This window comes from Variovorax gossypii (assembly GCF_003965815.1).
Lineage (GTDB): Bacteria > Pseudomonadota > Gammaproteobacteria > Burkholderiales > Burkholderiaceae_C > Variovorax > Variovorax gossypii.
On sequence record NZ_RXOE01000002.1, the window covers coordinates 1,261,198 to 1,277,750 of the forward strand.

The 16,553-nt window shown below is 68.7% G+C and carries 14 protein-coding genes; 11 read left to right on the top strand and 3 right to left on the bottom strand.

Annotation, left to right across the window (positions count from 1 at the left end; translation table 11 throughout):
* Nucleotide 1: 1 nt before the first annotated feature.
* Together EJP69_RS13570 and EJP69_RS13575 are read right to left on the bottom strand one after the other, a co-directional pair.
* The gene (locus tag EJP69_RS13570; protein WP_093198808.1) at nucleotides 2-1,063 is read right to left on the bottom strand and encodes a homoserine kinase; all 1,062 of its coding nucleotides are present in this window, start codon (nucleotides 1,061-1,063) and stop codon (nucleotides 2-4) included.
* 61 nt (nucleotides 1,064-1,124) lie between these two features.
* Nucleotides 1,125-1,496 carry a hypothetical protein gene (locus tag EJP69_RS13575; RefSeq protein ID WP_093198812.1) on the bottom strand — a complete coding sequence of 124 codons (372 nt, stop codon included), beginning with the start codon at nucleotides 1,494-1,496 and terminating at the stop codon, nucleotides 1,125-1,127.
* 97 nt (nucleotides 1,497-1,593) lie between these two features.
* Here EJP69_RS13575 and polA point away from each other — a divergent pair, with 97 nt between their 5' ends.
* The 6 genes from polA (at nucleotide 1,594) to EJP69_RS13605 (ending at nucleotide 11,039) form a co-directional block, all read left to right on the top strand.
* Nucleotides 1,594-4,413: a DNA polymerase I gene (gene polA / locus EJP69_RS13580; protein WP_126470612.1), complete on the top strand. Its 2,820-nt coding sequence runs from the start codon at nucleotides 1,594-1,596 to the stop codon at nucleotides 4,411-4,413.
* A gap of 66 nt (nucleotides 4,414-4,479) precedes the next feature.
* The gene (locus tag EJP69_RS13585) at nucleotides 4,480-5,772 is read left to right on the top strand and encodes a M20/M25/M40 family metallo-hydrolase (protein WP_420824210.1); all 1,293 of its coding nucleotides are present in this window, start codon (nucleotides 4,480-4,482) and stop codon (nucleotides 5,770-5,772) included.
* A gap of 20 nt (nucleotides 5,773-5,792) precedes the next feature.
* Nucleotides 5,793-6,695 (top strand): LysR family transcriptional regulator, encoded by a 903-nt coding sequence (locus tag EJP69_RS13590; RefSeq protein WP_093198818.1) that lies wholly within the window; start codon nucleotides 5,793-5,795, stop codon nucleotides 6,693-6,695.
* Nucleotides 6,696-6,736: 41 nt separating this feature from the next.
* Entirely contained in the window at nucleotides 6,737-7,093 is a 357-nt protein-coding gene (locus EJP69_RS13595) for a hypothetical protein (RefSeq protein WP_093198822.1), read from the top strand.
* A 117-nt stretch (nucleotides 7,094-7,210) separates the two neighbouring features.
* A complete protein-coding gene (locus EJP69_RS13600; protein WP_126470614.1) occupies nucleotides 7,211-9,448 on the top strand; it encodes a TonB-dependent receptor in 2,238 nt (745 codons plus the stop codon).
* Between the two features lie 16 nt (nucleotides 9,449-9,464).
* Nucleotides 9,465-11,039 (top strand): PepSY domain-containing protein, encoded by a 1,575-nt coding sequence (locus EJP69_RS13605; protein ID WP_126470616.1) that lies wholly within the window; start codon nucleotides 9,465-9,467, stop codon nucleotides 11,037-11,039.
* Here the strand turns inward: EJP69_RS13605 and EJP69_RS13610 are convergent.
* Entirely contained in the window at nucleotides 10,972-12,279 is a 1,308-nt protein-coding gene (locus EJP69_RS13610) for a D-amino acid dehydrogenase (RefSeq protein WP_126470618.1), read from the bottom strand. The genes EJP69_RS13605 and EJP69_RS13610 overlap by 68 nt on opposite strands.
* 114 nt (nucleotides 12,280-12,393) lie before the next feature.
* On the opposite strand from EJP69_RS13610, the gene EJP69_RS13615 reads away from it, so the two are divergent.
* The 5 genes from EJP69_RS13615 to EJP69_RS13635 all read left to right on the top strand — a co-directional run bounded on the left by EJP69_RS13615 (nucleotide 12,394) and on the right by EJP69_RS13635 (nucleotide 16,449).
* Nucleotides 12,394-13,284 carry a transporter substrate-binding domain-containing protein gene (locus EJP69_RS13615; protein WP_093198835.1) on the top strand — a complete coding sequence of 297 codons (891 nt, stop codon included), beginning with the start codon at nucleotides 12,394-12,396 and terminating at the stop codon, nucleotides 13,282-13,284.
* A gap of 37 nt (nucleotides 13,285-13,321) precedes the next feature.
* Nucleotides 13,322-14,065 (top strand): aspartate/glutamate racemase family protein, encoded by a 744-nt coding sequence (locus tag EJP69_RS13620; RefSeq protein WP_256228307.1) that lies wholly within the window; start codon nucleotides 13,322-13,324, stop codon nucleotides 14,063-14,065.
* A gap of 103 nt (nucleotides 14,066-14,168) precedes the next feature.
* Nucleotides 14,169-15,065 carry a dienelactone hydrolase family protein gene (locus tag EJP69_RS13625; protein ID WP_126470620.1) on the top strand — a complete coding sequence of 299 codons (897 nt, stop codon included), beginning with the start codon at nucleotides 14,169-14,171 and terminating at the stop codon, nucleotides 15,063-15,065.
* Nucleotides 15,066-15,185: 120 nt separating this feature from the next.
* Nucleotides 15,186-16,085, top strand: coding sequence for a ZIP family metal transporter (locus EJP69_RS13630; RefSeq protein ID WP_093198841.1), 900 nt, complete (start codon nucleotides 15,186-15,188; stop codon nucleotides 16,083-16,085).
* A 151-nt stretch (nucleotides 16,086-16,236) separates the two neighbouring features.
* A complete protein-coding gene (locus EJP69_RS13635; protein WP_093198843.1) occupies nucleotides 16,237-16,449 on the top strand; it encodes a hypothetical protein in 213 nt (70 codons plus the stop codon).
* Nucleotides 16,450-16,553 lie beyond the last annotated feature (104 nt).

The window sequence follows — 16,553 nt, forward strand, 5'->3', positions numbered from 1 at the left end:
GTCAGGCAGCCAGCAGCGGCTCGAGGGCCTGCGCCATGGCATGCGGATGGGTGGCGCGGTCGCGCAGCACGCGCTCGAAGTGCGTGGGGTCATGGGGCTTGAGCATGCTCGCCTCGCGCGGCAGGTGGAAGTCCCAGAGACGGGAGATCCAGAAGCGCAGCGCCGCGGCGCGCAGCATCGCGGGCAGCAGGGCGCGCTCGGCCGCGTTCAGCGTGCGCACGCTCTCGTAGGCCGACAGCAGCGCGTCGGCGCGCTCGGGGTCGTGCCGGCCGGTCGGCAGGTCGATGGCCCAGTCGTTCAGGCACACGGCCAGGTCGAACAGCCAGGTGTCGGTGCCGGCGAAGTAGAAGTCGAACACGCCGGTCAGCCGCGGGGCGTCGCCTGCGTCGCCATCGGTGGCGAACATCACGTTGTCGCGGAACATGTCTGCATGCACCGGCCCGCGCGGCAGGGCAGCGTAGGCTGACGACTCGGCAACGTGGTTCTGGTAGGCCAGCTCGGCGCGCAGCAGGTTCGCCTGCGATTCCTCGATGTACGGCAGCACCACGGGCACCGTCTCGTTCCACCAGGGCAGGCCGCGCAGGTTCGGCTGGATGCGGGGGTAGTCGCGCCCCGCGAGATGCATGCGCGCCAGCATCGCGCCCAGTTCGGCGCAATGCGCAGCGCCGGGGGCCAGCTCGCTGCGGCCCGAGAGCTTCTGCACCACCGCCGCGGGCTTGCCGGCCACGACGTGCAGCAGGTCGCACGCGGCTTCGGCGGGTACCGGGGGCTGCTGGCCCTTTCGGGGCTTCTCGGGGGCATCGGGCGTGGGCATCGCCACGGGCGCGGGCACCGGCAGGCCTGCGCCGGCCAGGTGCTTCATCAGACAAAGGTAGTAAGGGAGCTGCTCTGCGCTCAGGCGCTCGAACAGCGTCAGCACGAACTCGCCGGACTCGGTGGTCGCGAAGTAGTTGGTGTTCTCGATGCCGCCCTCGATGCCGCGCAGCTCGCGCAGCGGGCCCAGGCCCAGGCTCTGGACGAGCGCGTCTGCCTCGCCGAAGCCGACTTCGGTAAAAACTGCCATGGAGGTACTCAGCGCCGCATTGCTGCCGCGAAAACCGGAAAGGAGACTGCCTCCGTCACGGTCAGAACTTCATCACGTTCCAGACGCGGGGGCCGTTGGCGCCCGTTTCGCTCGAACCCTGGCGGCCCGTGGCGGCGTCGGCCGGCAGCACTTCGTAGCCCGGCATGTTCGACTTGGGCTTGACGTTGATGCTCTGCGTGCGGCCGCCGTAGCGGACTTCGTCGACCGAGGCGCCGCTGTCCTCGGTGTGGATGTGCTCGACCTTCTGGTTGCGTCGGCCTTCGGCCTTGGCCTGCTCCTGATTTGGTAGCGCTTCGGCCGGAGCCGCCGCCGGGGCGGGCGCTGCCTGTTGCGCCTGCACGGCGGCAAAGGGGGTTGCGAAGGCCAGCGCCAGCAGGATGCGGCGGGCGACCAGGAGTGTGGAGCTAGGCATGCATGCATTGTAGGCGCGCGCCCGGTTCAGGGGCGTCGGTTGGCACCTCGTGGCGACGTGGTTCCGGGGGCCGTCGCGGGCACGGCAAAATGCCCCGATGACCGACAAGAAAACGCTGCTGCTCGTCGATGGCTCGAGCTACCTCTACCGCGCCTTCCACGCCATGCCCGACCTGCGGGCCGTGCCCGGCGATCCGAAGAGCCCGGCGACCGGCGCCATCCGCGGAATGATCAACATGATGACCGCGCTGCGCCGCGAGGTGCGCGCGGACTACGCAGCCTGCATCTTCGACGCGCCCGGCAAGACCTTCCGCGACGACTGGTACCCCGAGTACAAGGCCAACCGCTCGCCCATGCCCGACGACCTGCGCAGCCAGATCGACCCCATCCACGAAGTGGTGAAGCTGCTCGGCTGGCCCGTGCTCAGCGTGCCCGACGTGGAGGCCGACGACGTCATCGGCACGCTCGCCAGGGTCGCCTCCGCCCAGGGCGTCGAAGTCATCGTCTCCAGCGGCGACAAGGACCTGAGCCAGCTGGTCGACGAGCACATCACCATCATCGACACGATGAACGGCAAGAAGCGCGACGTGGCCGGCGTCACGGCCGAGTTCGGCGTGCCACCCAACCTGATGATCGACTACCAGACGCTGGTGGGCGACTCGGTCGACAACGTGCCAGGCGTGCCGAAGGTCGGCCCCAAGACGGCGGCCAAGTGGCTGCTCGAATATGGCTCGCTCGACGCCTTGATCGAGCGCGCCGCCGAAGTGAAGGGCGCCGCCGGCGAGAACCTGCGCCAGGCCCTCGGCCAGCTGCCGCTGAGCAGGCGCCTCGTCACCATCCGCACCGACTGTGACCTCGACGGCCACGTCACGGGCCTGCCGTCGCTCGACGGCCTGCCGGTGGGCGCGCCGCAGACAGCCGAGCTGAAGCCGTTCTACGAGAAGTTCGGTTTCAAGAGCCTGGTCAAGGCGCTGGAGGCGCAGGCCGTGCCGCCCGAGCTGATCGAGGAAAGCCTGAAGAAGAAGGCGGGCTCCACTGCCGCCGGCACCGACCAGGGCGGCCTGTTCGACGAGCCCTCCGACATGCAGGCGCTCGAGGCCGCTTCCCCCGCGAGCAACCTGAAGTACGACACCATCACGACCTGGGAGCAGCTCGACGGCTGGCTCGCGAAGCTCGAGGCGGCCGAGCTCGCCGCCATCGACACCGAGACCACATCGCTCGACGAGATGGTCGCGCAGATCGTGGGCATCAGCTTCAGCGTCACGCCCGGCGAGGCCGCCTACATTCCGCTCACGCACAACTACCCCGATGCGCCCGAGCAGCTGCCCATCGACGAAGTGCTGGCGAAGCTCAAGCCCTGGCTCGAGAACGGCGCGAAGAAGAAGCTCGGCCAGCACATCAAGTACGACCGCCACGTGTTCGCCAACCATGGCATCGAGGTGCAGGGCTACGCGCACGACACCATGCTGCAGAGCTACGTGCTCGAGGTGCACAAGCCGCACGGCCTCTCGAGCCTGGCCGAGCGCCACCTAGGCCGCAGCGGCATCTCGTACGAAGACCTGTGCGGCAAGGGTGCGCACCAGATCCCGTTCAGCCAGGTCGACATCGCGAAGGCCGCCGAGTATTCGTGCGAGGACAGCGACCAGACTCTCGACGTGCACAACACCCTGTGGCCGCGTCTGCAGGCCGACGAGAAGCTGAGCTTCATCTACCAGCTCGAGATGGATTCGAGCGAGGCGCTCTACCGCGTCGAGCGCAACGGCGTGATGATCGACAGCCCCACGCTGGCCGCGCAGAGCCACGAGCTCGGCAAGCGCATCATGGAGCTGGAGCAGGAGGCCTACGAAATCGCCGGCCAGCCCTTCAACCTCGGCTCGCCCAAGCAGATCGGCGAGATCTTCTTCACCAAGCTGGGCCTGCCCGTGGTCAAGAAGACGCCGAGCGGCGCGCCGAGCACCGATGAAGAGGTGCTCGAGAAGCTGGCGGAAGACTATCCGCTGCCGGCCAAGATCCTCGAGCACCGCAGCCTGTCGAAGCTCAAGGGCACCTACACCGACAAGCTCGGCCAGCTCGCCAACCCGCGCACCGGACGCGTGCACACGCACTATGCGCAGGCGGTGGCCGTCACGGGCCGGCTCAGCAGCAACGACCCGAACCTGCAGAACATCCCGATCCGCACGCCCGAAGGCCGCCGCGTGCGCGAGGCCTTCGTGGCGCCTGCGGGCAGCGTGATCGCCAGCGCCGACTACTCGCAGATCGAGCTGCGCATCATGGCCCACATCAGCGGCGACGAGTCGCTGCTGCGCGCCTTCACCGAGGGCATCGACGTGCACCGCGCCACGGCCGCAGAGGTGTTCGGCTCCACGCCCGACCAGGTGTCGAGCGAGCAGCGCCGCTACGCCAAGGTCATCAACTTCGGCCTGATCTACGGCATGAGCAGCTTCGGCCTGGCGAAGAACCTGGGCATCGAGAACAAGGCCGCGGCCTCGTACATCGAGCGCTACTTCGCGCGCTACCCGGGCGTGAAGGCCTACATGGACGAGACGAAGGCGCTCGCCAAGGAGCAGGGCTACGTCGAGACCGTGTTCGGCCGGCGCCTCTACCTGCCCGAGATCAATTCGCCCAACGGCCCGCGCCGCGGCGGCGCCGAGCGCGCGGCCATCAACGCGCCGATGCAGGGCACCGCAGCCGACCTGATCAAGCTCAGCATGGTCAAGGTACAGAACGTGCTTGACGAGGAGAAGCGAGGCACCCGGATGATCATGCAGGTGCACGACGAACTGGTGTTCGAAGTGCCCGAGGCCGAGATCGAATGGGTGCGCACCGAAATCCCTCGTCTCATGGCCGGCGTCGCCTCGCTGAAGGTGCCGCTGCTGGCCGAGATCGGCGTCGGGCCCAACTGGGACAAGGCGCACTGACGGCTTCACTTCATTGAAGAAGCAGAGAACAAGACGAGACAACCAACCGAGAAGAAGCAAGCAGAAATGATCCAATTCCCGCACCGCAAACTCCTGATCGCCGCCGCCTGCGCGGCCTTCCTGGGCACCGCCTTCGCGGCGCCCGACGCCAGCATCGCCGCGCTCGCCGCCAAGGAAAAGCCCGCGCTGCTCGAGACGCTGAAGGAGCTTGTCTCCATCGAGTCCGGCAGCCGCGACCTCGACGGCCTCGAGAAGATCTCCGACCTGATCGCCGCCAGGTTCAAGGCGCTGGGCGGCGAGGTCGAGCTGATCGACCCGAGCGCCGAGGCCTATCGCATGGAAGACACGCCCGAGAAGATCGGCCGCGTGGTGCGCGCCACCTTCAAGGGCACGGGCAAGAAGAAGATCCTGCTGATCGCGCACATGGACACGGTCTACACCGTGGGCATGCTCAACAAGCAGCCCTTCCGCATCGACGGCGACAAGGCCTACGGCCTGGGCATCGCCGACGACAAGCAGGGCGTGGCCGTCATCACGCACATCGTGTCGATGCTGCAGTCGATGAAGTTCAAGGAGTACGGCACGCTCACCGTGCTCATCAACGGCGACGAGGAAATCAGCTCGCCCGGCGCGCGCGCGCTCATCACGCGCATGGGCAGCGAGCACGACGCGGTGCTGTCCTTCGAAGGCGCCTCCGTCAAGGACGACAAGCTCTCGCTCGCCACCGCGGGCATCGCCTCGGTCACGCTGAACGTCACGGGCAAGGCCTCGCACGCGGGCTCCGCGCCCGAGCTGGGCGTGAACGCGCTGTACGAGCTGTCGCACCAGGTCCTGCAGATGCGCGACCTGTCCGACCCGGCCACGGGCCTGAAGATGAACTGGACCATCTCGAAGTCGGGCACCAACCGCAACGTGATCCCGGCCAGCGCCACCGCGGCGGCCGACGTGCGCGTGCTGAAGGTCAGCGACTACGACCGCATCGAGCAGCAGGTGAACGAGCGTGTGAAGAAGCAGCTCATTCCCGAGGCCAAGGTCGAGCTGAAGTTCGAGCGTCGCCGTCCGCCGCTGGAGTCTTCCGAGGCCTCGATCGCCATGGCCCGCCATGCGCAGCGGATCTACAAGGACGAGCTCGGCCTGCCGCTGGGCGCCGACGACAAGGCGGCCGGCGGCGGCACCGACGCGGCCTTCGCCGCGCTCAAGACCAAGGCGCCGGTCGTCGAGCGCTTCGGCCTGCAGGGCTTCGGCGCGCACTCGGCCGATGCCGAATACGTGCTGGTCAATTCGATCGAGCCGCGCCTGTACCTCGGCACGCGCATGGTCATGGACCTGGCTCGCGGCAAGGCTTCCTCCGGCAACTGACACACCAGCCGCCACTCGCGATGCGCCTGCGCCACATCGAGGTCTTCAACGCGATCATGCTCACGGGCAGCGTGAGCGCGGCGGCGCGGCTCATCAACATCACGCAGCCGGCGGTGAGCCGCACGCTGCAGCATGCCGAGCTGCAGCTGGGCTTTCCGCTGTTCCAGCGCGCCAAGGGCCGGCTCACGCCGACCACCGAGGCGCTCACGCTGTATCCGCACATCGAGCGGCTCTTTGCGCAGCTCGACGAGGTGCAGCGGCTCGCCGCCAACCTGCGCACGGCGGGCGACACGGGCGAGCTGCGCATCCTCAGCGTGCTGGCGCTGAGCTACGACATCCTGCCGCGCGCGCTCAAGGCCTTCCGCGAAAGGCATCCGGGCTACGCGATCACCGTGGAGTCGCTGCATTCGCCGCAGATCATGTCGGCGCTGCTGCTGCAGGAGGCCGACGTGGGCTTCGCCTTCAGCCCCGCAGTGCATCCCTCGCTCACGCAGGAGACGCTGGCCGACAGCCGCATGGTGTGCATCGCGCCCAAGGGCATGCTGCCGCGCGCGCTGGTGCGCAACGGTTCGGCTGCGCTGCACGACCTCGTCGACCGGCCGGTGATCGGGCTGGACAGCCGCGATCCCGTGGGCACCAGCCTGAGCCAGGCCTGCCGGCAGGCGGGCGTGGGCTTCCAGCAGGCGGTGGTCACGGTGCAGACCTACCACGCGGCGCTGGCCATGGCGCACCACGGCATCGGCGTGGCGCTGGTCGACGGCTGCACGGCGCGATCGGCCGACCGCGAGAAGGTCGACGTGCTGATGCTGGAGCCGCAGATCCCGGTGCCGATCCGCGCGCTGCGTTTCGCCGCACGGCCCGACTCGGTGGCGGTGCGCGGCATCACGCGCTGCATGCGCGAGGCGATCGAGCAGACCGTCTAGGAACCGTGGGGCGAAAGCGTGCCGGGCCATAATCCGGCGCCATGCACGCCCTTCGACGCTCCCACTCGCTGTACCGCCTGGTGCTCGCGTGGTTCATGGCGTCGCTGCTGATCGCGACGGCTTCGCCGATCGTGCATCCGCAGGCCATCGAACTGGTGTGCTCCAGCGCCGGCGCCGTCAAGGCCATCGTCCAGGGCGAGGATGGTCCGGTCGAACTGGGCGCCACTGCCATGGACTGCCCGCTGTGCCTGATCTCCGTGCCGCTTCCCGTGACGGCGCAAATCGCGCTTCCGACGCCGCAGCCGCTGGGCCGCGCGCTGCAGTCCATTCCGGCCGCCCGCATCGCGGCGGCCACGGCTTCGCCGCTTCCTGCGCGCGGGCCTCCGACGCTCTCCTGACACCGTAGCTTCTTCCTTCACCCGCCGCCGTCCGGCCAGGACCCGCGGCGCGGTGAGCTTCCGGTCGTTGCGCGGCCGGCGTCGCCGTCCGGGCGCGCCGCCGCAAAGAGAGATTCCATGTCACGTCGTTCCCTGCTCAGGGGCGGCGCCGTCTTGCGCGGTGCCTTGCCCGTTCTTGTTCCATCCACTTCCACGCTCGGGCTGCTGGCCCTGTTCGGCACGGCCGGCGCGTCGGCCTGGGCCCAGCAATCCGCCACGCCGGTCGCGCCCGCCGTGCATTCCCTGCCGCAGGTCGAGGTCGCCGAGGACGCCATCGCGCCCAACGGCAGGCTCGACCTCGACACGCCTTCGGACACCGCGAGCCGCCTCGGCCTCACGCCGCGCGAGACGCCCGCCTCGGTGACGGTGGTGAACCGCGCCGTCATCGATGCGCGCGGCGCGCAGAACACGCAGGAAATCCTGCGCGCGATTCCGGGCGTGACCGCGCACGACGCGCCGGGCAACATCGGCGTGAGCTACCGCGGCTTCGGCAGCAACTCCATCGCCCAGCTGTTCAACGGCATCAACGTGCAGTACTCGATCGCGGCCCGTCCGGTGGACAGCTGGATCTACGACCGCGTCGAGGCCATCGGCGGCCCGTCGAGCTTTCTCTTCGGTTCCGGCGCGCTGGGCGGCTCGATCAACTACATCACCAAGCTCGCCGAGCGCGGCGACTTCACCGAGGCGCAGCTGCGGCTGGGCACGCAGAACCTCAGGGAGGCCTCGTTCGGGCTCAACCGGCGCATTGCCGGAGACGGCGGCGCCGGCAGCCACTACGCGCGCATCGACGTGAACCGGCGCGAGGCCGACGGCTGGACCGACGGCACGCACGGCAAGGCCACGCAGATGGCGACCTCGCTGGTGTCCGACTTCGGCGGCGGCGTGAAGCACACACTGGCCTACGAGTACCAGGACGAGCACGTCGACCGGCCCTACTGGGGCACGCCGGCCCTCAACCCCGTGACCGGCACGATGCGCATCGACCACGGCATCCGCTCCAAGAACTACAACAGCGCCGACGGCATCTACGCCCAGCGCGTGCAGTGGCTGCGCTCGGTGACCGAGTGGCAGGCCAGCGACGCGCTGCAGTTCAGGAACACCTTCTATGCCTACGACGCGCTGCGCGACTACCGCAACGTCGAGAGCTACCGCTACAACGCGGCCAATACTGCGGTGATCCGCTCCGGCGCGCTGCTGCAGCGGCACGACCAGGACCTTGTCGGCAACCGCGTCGAGGGCGTCTACAAGGGGCAGCTCGGCGGCCTGCGCAGCGACTGGGCCTTCGGGCTGGACTTCAGCGTGAACCGGCAGACGCGCTTTCCCAACAGCCTGCCCGGGGTGGTGAGCACGGTGAACCCCTACGTCTTCGCCACCGAGCGCTTCTTCGAGGTGCCGGGCATGGTTCCGGGCTTTCGCCCCGACCGCGGCAACAAGGTCACCACGACGGGGCTCTACCTCGAGAACCGCACCGCGCTGCAGCCCTCGCTGCACCTGGTGACGGCGCTGCGCCACGAGCGCATCGACCTCGACCTGGTCAACCGGCGCACGGTGGATGCCGCGAATCCGGCGACCTTCCATCGCGGCTACAAGCCGACCACCGGGCGCATCGGCCTCGTGTGGGACGTCGCCCCCGGCGCCAGCCTCTATGCGCAATACGCCACCGCGGCCGATCCGCCCTCGGGCGTGCTTTCCACGGCCTCCTTCGCCGACGTGCGCAACAACAGCGAGCTCACCACGGGCCGGCAGGCGGAGGTCGGCGGCAAGCTCGATTTCTGGCAGGGCAAGGGCACGGCCACGCTCGCGGCCTACAGCATCCGCCGCAGCAACATCGCGTCGCAGGACCCGAACAACAGCGCGCTCACGGTGCTCGTCGGCGAGCAGTCGTCCAAGGGCGTGGAGCTGGCGCTGGGGTTGCAGCCCGCGCCGCAGTGGTCGCTGCAGGGCAACGTCACCTACGTCGACGCACGCTACGAGCGCTTCACGCAGGGCGGCGTTTCGCTTGCGGGCCGCACGCCGACCAACACGCCGGCCGTGGTGGCCAACCTCTGGGCGTCGTACGCCATCACGCCGCAGCTGCAGGCCAGCGCGGGGTTGCGTCATGTCGGAAAGGTCTATGCCGACGCGGCCAACACGACGAGCTGGCCCGCCTACACGCTGCTCGACCTGGGGCTGAGCTGGAAGCTGAGCCGCTCCGTCACCGTGGTGGGCCGCATCCGCAACGTGACGAACAAGATCTACGCGGCCAACGTGGGCACCACCTTTGCCTACCTCGGCGCGCCGCGCACGGCGGATGTCGCGCTGCGCGTGAGCTTCTAGCGGAAGGGGAGGCGTCATGCATCTCAAGCGCTGGTTGTTTCTTGTCCATCGCTGGCTGGGCGTTGTCGCCTGCGCCTTCTTCGCGATGTGGTTCGTCTCGGGCGTCGTGATGATGTACGTGGGCTATCCCAAGCTCACGGAAGCCGAGCGATTGCAGCATCTGCCGCCGCTCGATGCGTCGCAGCCGTTCCTGAGTCCCGCTCAGGCGCTTCAGGCGGCGGGCATCCCGGGGCCGCAGCAGTCGCTGCGGCTGGCGGCGGCGAGTGGCGGGCAGGCGGTGTATCTCGCGGTGCCGGCACGGGAGGCCGCAGCCGGCGGGCGCAGGCTCCCACCGGGCAGCGGCACCGTCGTGATCGATGCGCGGACGGGCAGCGTGCTGCGCGAGGTCGATCGCCAGCGGGCGATTGCGAGCGCGCTGGCCTACGCGGGTGCCGGCGTGGCAGCGGACTATCGCGGCACTGTCGACGAAGACGCCTTCACGCATTCGCGCGGGCTCGATGCCCATCGCCCGCTGCATGTGGTCGAGCTCGGCGACGCGCAGGCCACGCGGCTGTACGTGTCGGGAAAAACCGGCGAGGTGGTGCGTGACGCGCCGAGAACAGAGCGCCTCTGGAACTACGCGGGTGCGTGGATCCACTGGCTGTACCCCTTGCGCGGTACCGCGCTCGACCCGTACTGGGCCGACATCGTCAACTGGCTCTCCATCGTCGGCATCGCCGTCGCGCTGACGGGAACGGTCGTGGGCGTGATGCGCTGGCGCTTCAGGCGCGTCTACCGCAGCGGCTCGCACTCGCCGTACCAGGGCTTCATGATGCGCTGGCATCACGTCAGCGGATTGCTGTTCGCGATCGTCACGCTGACATGGATCTTCAGCGGGCTGATGTCGATGAACCCCTGGCGCGTGTTCGACGGCAAGGCAGCCGCGCTGCGCATCGATGCGATGAACGGCGGGGCGCTGACGGTGAGCGCGGAGGATGCTCCGCCATCCGCCTTGCTGGCCTCGACGGGCGGCGGCGTGCGCGAGCTGAGCTGGGTGCGGCGCGCCGGGCAGACGCTGGTGCTGGCCAATACCGCCACGGGTCGGCCCGCGGTGCGCGCTGCGCTCACCGCGCAGCCCTACGCGCTCGACGCCGAGGCACTGAAGGGCGCGGTCGCACGCCTGTTGCCCGATGCCGTCGCGCGCATCGACGTGCTGCACGCCTACGACATTCACTACTACGCGCGCGAGGCGCACACCATGACCGGCGGAACCGACAAGCCGCTGCCCGTCTGGCGCGTCGTGTTCACCGATGCGCCCGCGAGCTGGGTGCACGTCGATCCGCTGACGGGCACCGTGCTGGCCCGCATCGACAGCCATCGCCGCGCGAGCCGCTGGCTGTTCGCCATGCTCCACAGCTGGGACTGGCTGCCGCTGCTGGAGCGCCGTCCCCTGTGGGACGTGCTGCTGGTCGCATCGAGCCTGGGCGGCGCGGTGCTGAGCCTGACCGGCGTGGTGATCGGCTGGCGGCGCCTCGGCCGCAAGCTCAGGCTGCCGAAGCCGAAGGGTCCAGAGCCTGCGCGATCCGCAGCGCCGAGCCGAAGGCCAGCGTGAAGCCCAGCGCGCCGTGGCCGGTGTTGAACAGCATGTTCGACGGGGCGCTGCCGAGCCGTCCGATGATCGGCAGCCCCTTGGGCGTGGCAGGGCGCATGCCGGTCCACGGATGGAGTTCCTCTAGCCGGCTCGCATGCGGGAAGAGGGCGCGCGTGGCGGCCGCCAGCGTCTCGATGCGCGTGGCCGGAATGCTCGCGTCGTGGCCCACCAGCTCGGCCATGCCCGCCACGCGCAGGCGCGAGCCGATGCGTGCGAACACCACCTTGCGCGCGCTGTCCGTCACGTTCACGCGCGGCGCGGCGCCGGGCGCGGGATCGACTTCCACCGTGATGCTGTAGCCCTTGAGCGGATAGACCGGAAGGTAGGCCCCGAGCGCGCGGCCCAGCCTGTGCGACGCGGAGCCCAGCGCCATCACGAAGGCGTCGGCCTCCACGTCGCCTTCGCCGGTGCGTGCCGCGGCGACGCGGTTTCCGTTGCGCACGAAGCCGTGCACGTCGATGCCCGACATGAAGCGCACGCCGCGCGCGCTCAATGCCTTCGTCAGCTCGATGCACACCTTGAGGCAGTCGGCCGCGCATTCGCTGGGCGTATGAACGGCGCCGGCCATATGGCTGCGGTAGCCGGTGAGCGCGGGTTCGATGGCGACGCATTCCTCGGGCGTCACCAGCCGCTGCTCGCTGCCCATGGTGCGCTGCAGTTCGAGCTGCGCGCGCGCGCCGTCGAGCGATGCCTGGCTGGCGTACAGCACCAGCTTGCCGGTGGCCGAGAAATCGCAGTCGGGAGAGAGCTCCGCGCGCATCGCCTCGAATTCGATGCGGCTCGAAGCGGCCAGCTCCAGCAGCTTCGCCGTGGTGTCGCGCGATGTCTGCGCGTTGCAGGCCGCGAGGAATTCCATGCCCCAGCGCCATTGCAGCGGATCGAGCTGCGGCCGCAGCTTGAGCGGCGAGGCGGGCGACAGCAGCAGCTTGGGCAACTGCTTCCAGATCGACGGATCGGCCAGCGGCTGAACGTACGAATAGCTGAGCTGCGCGCCGTTGCCGCCGCTCGCGCCCGAGCCGGGCGCGGCGCGGTCGATCACGGTGACCTGATGACCCCGGCGTTCGAGCTGCCAGGCGGTCGCCAGGCCCACGATGCCGGCGCCGAGCACACACACATGCATGGGGGCGACTTTCCGCAAGGAGATTGATTGAGAACCGAGGCTTTGACTGTAGGCGCGCGCGGCTCGGGGCGGAAATGCCAAAAGAACCCCCGCCCATAACCTTTGGGCATGGGCCAGGTTTCAATTGGAATTGTCGTTTTGCTTCGCTACTTCCTAAACTGGCCGCCTGTTCAGTCCAACCGAATGAAGGCTCGAATGAAACTCTCCGTCCTGATGTCTTCCCTGGCCGCCACGGTGCTCTTCACCGCCACGGGCGCGCAGGCCGCCGACACGCTGGCCAAGATCGCCGAGTCCGGCAAGATCACGCTCTCCTATCGCGAGTCGTCGGTGCCCTTCAGCTACCTCGACGGCCCCAACAAGCCGATCGGGATGGCGGTCGATCTTTCCAACGCCGTGGTCGAGGCGGTGAAGAAGAAGCTGAACAAGCCCAACCTGCAGGTGGCGCTCATGCCCGTGACCTCGCAGAACCGCATTCCGCTCATCACCAACGGCACCGTCGACCTGGAGTGCGGCTCCACCACCAACAACACCGCGCGCGGCAAGGACGTGGCCTTCGCCATCAACCACTTCTACACGGGCACGCGCCTGCTGGTGAAGAAGTCTTCCAAGATCAAGAACTACGCCGATCTCGCGAAGAAGACCGTGGCCAGCACCACCGGCACGACCAACGCGCTGGTCATGCGAAAGTACAACACCGAGAAGAGCCTCGGCATGGACATCGTGCTCGGCAAGGACCACGCCGACTCCTTCCTGCTGGTCGAGAGTGACCGCGCCGCGGCCTTCGCCATGGACGACATCCTGCTGTACGGCCTGATCGCCAATGCCAAGACACCGGGCGACTTCGAGGTGGTGGGCGATTCGCTGCAGGTCGAGCCCTACGCCTGCATGCTGCCCAAGGACGACCCGGCCTTCAAGAAGCTGGTGGACGACACCTTCGCCGGCATGATGAAGAGCGGCGAGTTCGAGAAGCTCTACAACAAGTGGTTCATGCAGCCGATTCCTCCGAAGAACGTGCCGCTGAACCTGCCGATGAGCCCGCAGCTGAAAGAGAACCTCAAGGCTCTCAGCGACAAACCGGCGACCTGACAACGGCGCGGCGAGAGAGAAAGAAAAGGAAGTTGCAGTGACGCAGGTTGTCGGCATTCTTGGAGGCATGGGCCCCGCGGCGGGCGCCGACTTCGTGCGGCTCTTCGTGCAGGCCTGCACGCAGCAGATGCGTGCGCGGGGCGAGCCGGTGCGCGACCAGTCCTTTCCCGAGCACTGGCTAGCGCAGGTGCCGGTGCCCGACCGCACCGAGGCACTGGCTTCGGCCGGGCAGGGCGCGCACCAGCCGCTGGAGCCGATGCTGCAGGCGCTGGGCCGGCTGGCCGCCCTCGGCAGCCGCACGGTGGCCATCGCCTGCAACACGGCGCACGCATGGCACGCCAACCTGCAGGAGCGCTTTCCCCAGGTCGAGCTGCTGCACATGGCGCGCGAGACGGCACGCCACCTCGCTGCCCAGGGCGCGACGGGCGTGGCGCTGATGGCCACCGAAGGCACCTACCGCATCCGCCTCTACGAGCAGGCGCTGGCCGATGAGGGCCTGGAATGCCACGTGCCGCTGCCCGAGGAGCGCCAGATCATCACGCGCGGCATCTTCGAGGGCGTGAAGGCCGGCAACATGCAGCTCGCCGAGCAATGCTTCTCCGACGTGGCGCTGCGGCTGGCCGGGCGCCACGGCCCGGTCTCCATCGTCATGGGCTGCACCGAGGTGCCCCTGGGCCTGCAGGGCTCGGCCGCGGTGGCGGGGCTCGATCTGGTCGATCCCGCGCAGGTGCTGGCCGCGGCGCTGGCCCGGCGCGCCTACGGGGTGCCGCAACCCCACTGAGACCAGGGGGCATGGAGGCCCCGGCCGATTTCGCCTACATTGCGGCGTGCGTTTTTTCATGGCGCAACGTCCCTTGTCCGACGATCCAACCGGAGCCCATTCCATGCCTCTCGACGACAGCCGTTCCGACTTCGACTCGCTTCGCCCCGGCGAAAGCACAGAGCAGGGCGCCACGCGCCGCACCGCCCTCAAGGCCGTGATCGGCGTGGGCTACGCGGCCGCCGTCATGCCGGTGATGGCGCAGACCGCCGTCAGCACCCCGGCCGACGGCCTGAAGGCCGGCCCGGTCAAGTACACCGTCAATGGCTTCGATGTGCCCGCCTACGCCGCAGCGCCCGAGGGCAAGACCGGCCTGCCGGTGATCCTGGTGATCCAGGAGATCTTCGGCGTGCACGAATACATCGCCGACACCTGCCGCCGCTTCGCCAAGCTCGGCTACCTGGCCATCGCGCCCGAGCTCTACGCCCGCCAGGGCGATCCGCGCGGCTACACCGACATCCCGAAGCTGCAGGCCGACATCGTCACCAAGGTGCCCGACGCGCAGGTCCTGGCCGACCTCGACGGCGCCCTGGCCTATGCCAAGGCCAACGGCGGAGACGCCAGCAAGGCCGGCATCACCGGCTTCTGCTGGGGCGGGCGCATCGTCTGGCTCTATGCCGCCACCGGCAAGGTCAAGGCGGGCGTGGCGTGGTACGGCCGGCTGGTCGGCCAGGCCAGCGAACTCCAGCCGAAGCACCCCGTCGACATCGCTGCCAGCCTGCAGGCGCCGGTGCTCGGTCTCTACGGCGGAAAAGACCAGGGCATCCCCCTTGACACGGTTGATAAGATGAAAGCAGCTCTGGCAACCGGAACCCCGGCGGCCAAGGCGTCGAGCTTCGTCGTGTATCCCGAAGCGGGCCACGCGTTCCATGCCGACTACCGCCCCAGCTACGTCAAGAGCGCGGCGGAAGACGGCTGGCAACGCGCCACGGCCTGGTTCAAAGCCAATGGCGTCGCCTGAAGACGGCGCCCTGTAGCCACCCCCGCCGAAGGCCGTCGAATGACGGCCTTTCTCTTTTTATGAACGGACAACGGCCTCGCTGGAACTTCTCCAGGGGCCGTCTTTCTTGCGCAAGCAGCTATGAATTTGATAGTCATCATCGTGGCGACCCTGGTTGCCGGTATCGGGAGCGTCTGGCTCGCGGCCCTCTTGCTGAAGGTGGGCGTGCGAAGCGGCTCCGGCGGCGTGAACCCGCAGCACCTGCTGAGCCTGGCGGCCGGCGCGCTGCTCGCCACGGCCTTCATGCACCTGCTGCCCGAGGCCTTCGAAAGCCGCATCGAGCCCGCGCTGCTCTTCGGGGTGCTGCTGTTCGGGCTGGTGTTCTTCTTCCTGCTCGACAAGGCCGAGCTGTGGCACCACGGGCATGAGCATCACCATGGCGACGGGAAGGACGGGCATGAGGGCCACGACCACCACGGACACGAACACGGTCACGATCACCCCCATTCGCACGACCACGGCCCCCGCACCGGCGGCTGGGCCGTGCTCACCGGCGACAGCGTGCACTGCTTCGGCGACGGCATCCTGATCGCCTCGGCCTTCACCGCCGACCTGCGCCTGGGCCTGGTGGCCGCCCTCGCGGTGCTGGCGCACGAGATTCCGCACCACATCGGCGACCTGGTCGTGCTGCGCCAGAGCTCGGCCAACCAGCGCGCCGCGCTGGTGAAGGTGTCGCTCGCCGGCACCATGACCGCGTTGGGCGGCATCGCGGGTTGGTGGCTGGTCGACCAACTGCACGGACTGCTGCCGTACTTCCTGGTGCTGGCCGGCAGCAGCTTCGTCTACGTGGCGCTGGCCGACCTGATTCCGCAGCTGCAGAAGCGTCTGCCCGCGCGCCAGACGGCCGCGCAGATCCTCTGGCTGGCCGCGGGCATCGTGCTGGTCACGCTGGTGAGCCGCCTCGCGCACGGCGAGCACGGGCACGACCACGGCCACGACGACCCGGGCCACGGGGAGCACGGCCACGTGCACAAGGATTGAGGGCGGGCCGGGAGGGCTGAAGGGGATCGAAGGCCGGTCGGCGGCCTTCGCCGGAAACGTTCCGACACCGACGCCGCGCGCCGGATGACCCGCAACGCCCGAAACAGGCGCACCATAGGGGACCTGTCAGAAACAAGCCGAGGAGCTGATCATGAGCACCGTCGACGCCACTGCGCGTTCCGCCTCTTCCGCCGACGAAGACGAGGACAACCTGCCCGCCGATGACTTCGAAGAGCCCGATGACGAGATCTCCGACGACCTGTCCGAGGAAACGGGCATCGACCTCACCGACGCGAGCGAGCTCGACGCCGACAACGTGCCGGCCGACGAGGAGTTCGACCGCGTGATGAACGCTCCGGATTGACAGGCTGACCCCCAGGCTCCGCGCACTTCGTGTCGCTTTGCCAACCCCCTTGCAGGGGGCGATACCAGCGGCCCGGCAAAGCCGGTTCCGCGGTATCCCTGGAA

What these genes read in the sequence shown, in the direction of transcription:
- EJP69_RS13570 (WP_093198808.1), bottom strand. Translation starts at nt 1,063, where the DNA reads ATGGCAGTTTTTACCGAAGTCGGCTTCGGCGAGGCAGACGCGCTCGTC.
- EJP69_RS13575 (WP_093198812.1), bottom strand. Translation starts at nt 1,496, where the DNA reads ATGCCTAGCTCCACACTCCTGGTCGCCCGCCGCATCCTGCTGGCGCTG.
- polA (WP_126470612.1), top strand. Translation starts at nt 1,594, where the DNA reads ATGACCGACAAGAAAACGCTGCTGCTCGTCGATGGCTCGAGCTACCTC.
- EJP69_RS13585 (WP_420824210.1), top strand. Translation starts at nt 4,480, where the DNA reads ATGATCCAATTCCCGCACCGCAAACTCCTGATCGCCGCCGCCTGCGCG.
- EJP69_RS13590 (WP_093198818.1), top strand. Translation starts at nt 5,793, where the DNA reads ATGCGCCTGCGCCACATCGAGGTCTTCAACGCGATCATGCTCACGGGC.
- EJP69_RS13595 (WP_093198822.1), top strand. Translation starts at nt 6,737, where the DNA reads ATGCACGCCCTTCGACGCTCCCACTCGCTGTACCGCCTGGTGCTCGCG.
- EJP69_RS13600 (WP_126470614.1), top strand. Translation starts at nt 7,211, where the DNA reads ATGTCACGTCGTTCCCTGCTCAGGGGCGGCGCCGTCTTGCGCGGTGCC.
- EJP69_RS13605 (WP_126470616.1), top strand. Translation starts at nt 9,465, where the DNA reads ATGCATCTCAAGCGCTGGTTGTTTCTTGTCCATCGCTGGCTGGGCGTT.
- EJP69_RS13615 (WP_093198835.1), top strand. Translation starts at nt 12,394, where the DNA reads ATGAAACTCTCCGTCCTGATGTCTTCCCTGGCCGCCACGGTGCTCTTC.
- EJP69_RS13625 (WP_126470620.1), top strand. Translation starts at nt 14,169, where the DNA reads ATGCCTCTCGACGACAGCCGTTCCGACTTCGACTCGCTTCGCCCCGGC.
- EJP69_RS13630 (WP_093198841.1), top strand. Translation starts at nt 15,186, where the DNA reads ATGAATTTGATAGTCATCATCGTGGCGACCCTGGTTGCCGGTATCGGG.
- EJP69_RS13635 (WP_093198843.1), top strand. Translation starts at nt 16,237, where the DNA reads ATGAGCACCGTCGACGCCACTGCGCGTTCCGCCTCTTCCGCCGACGAA.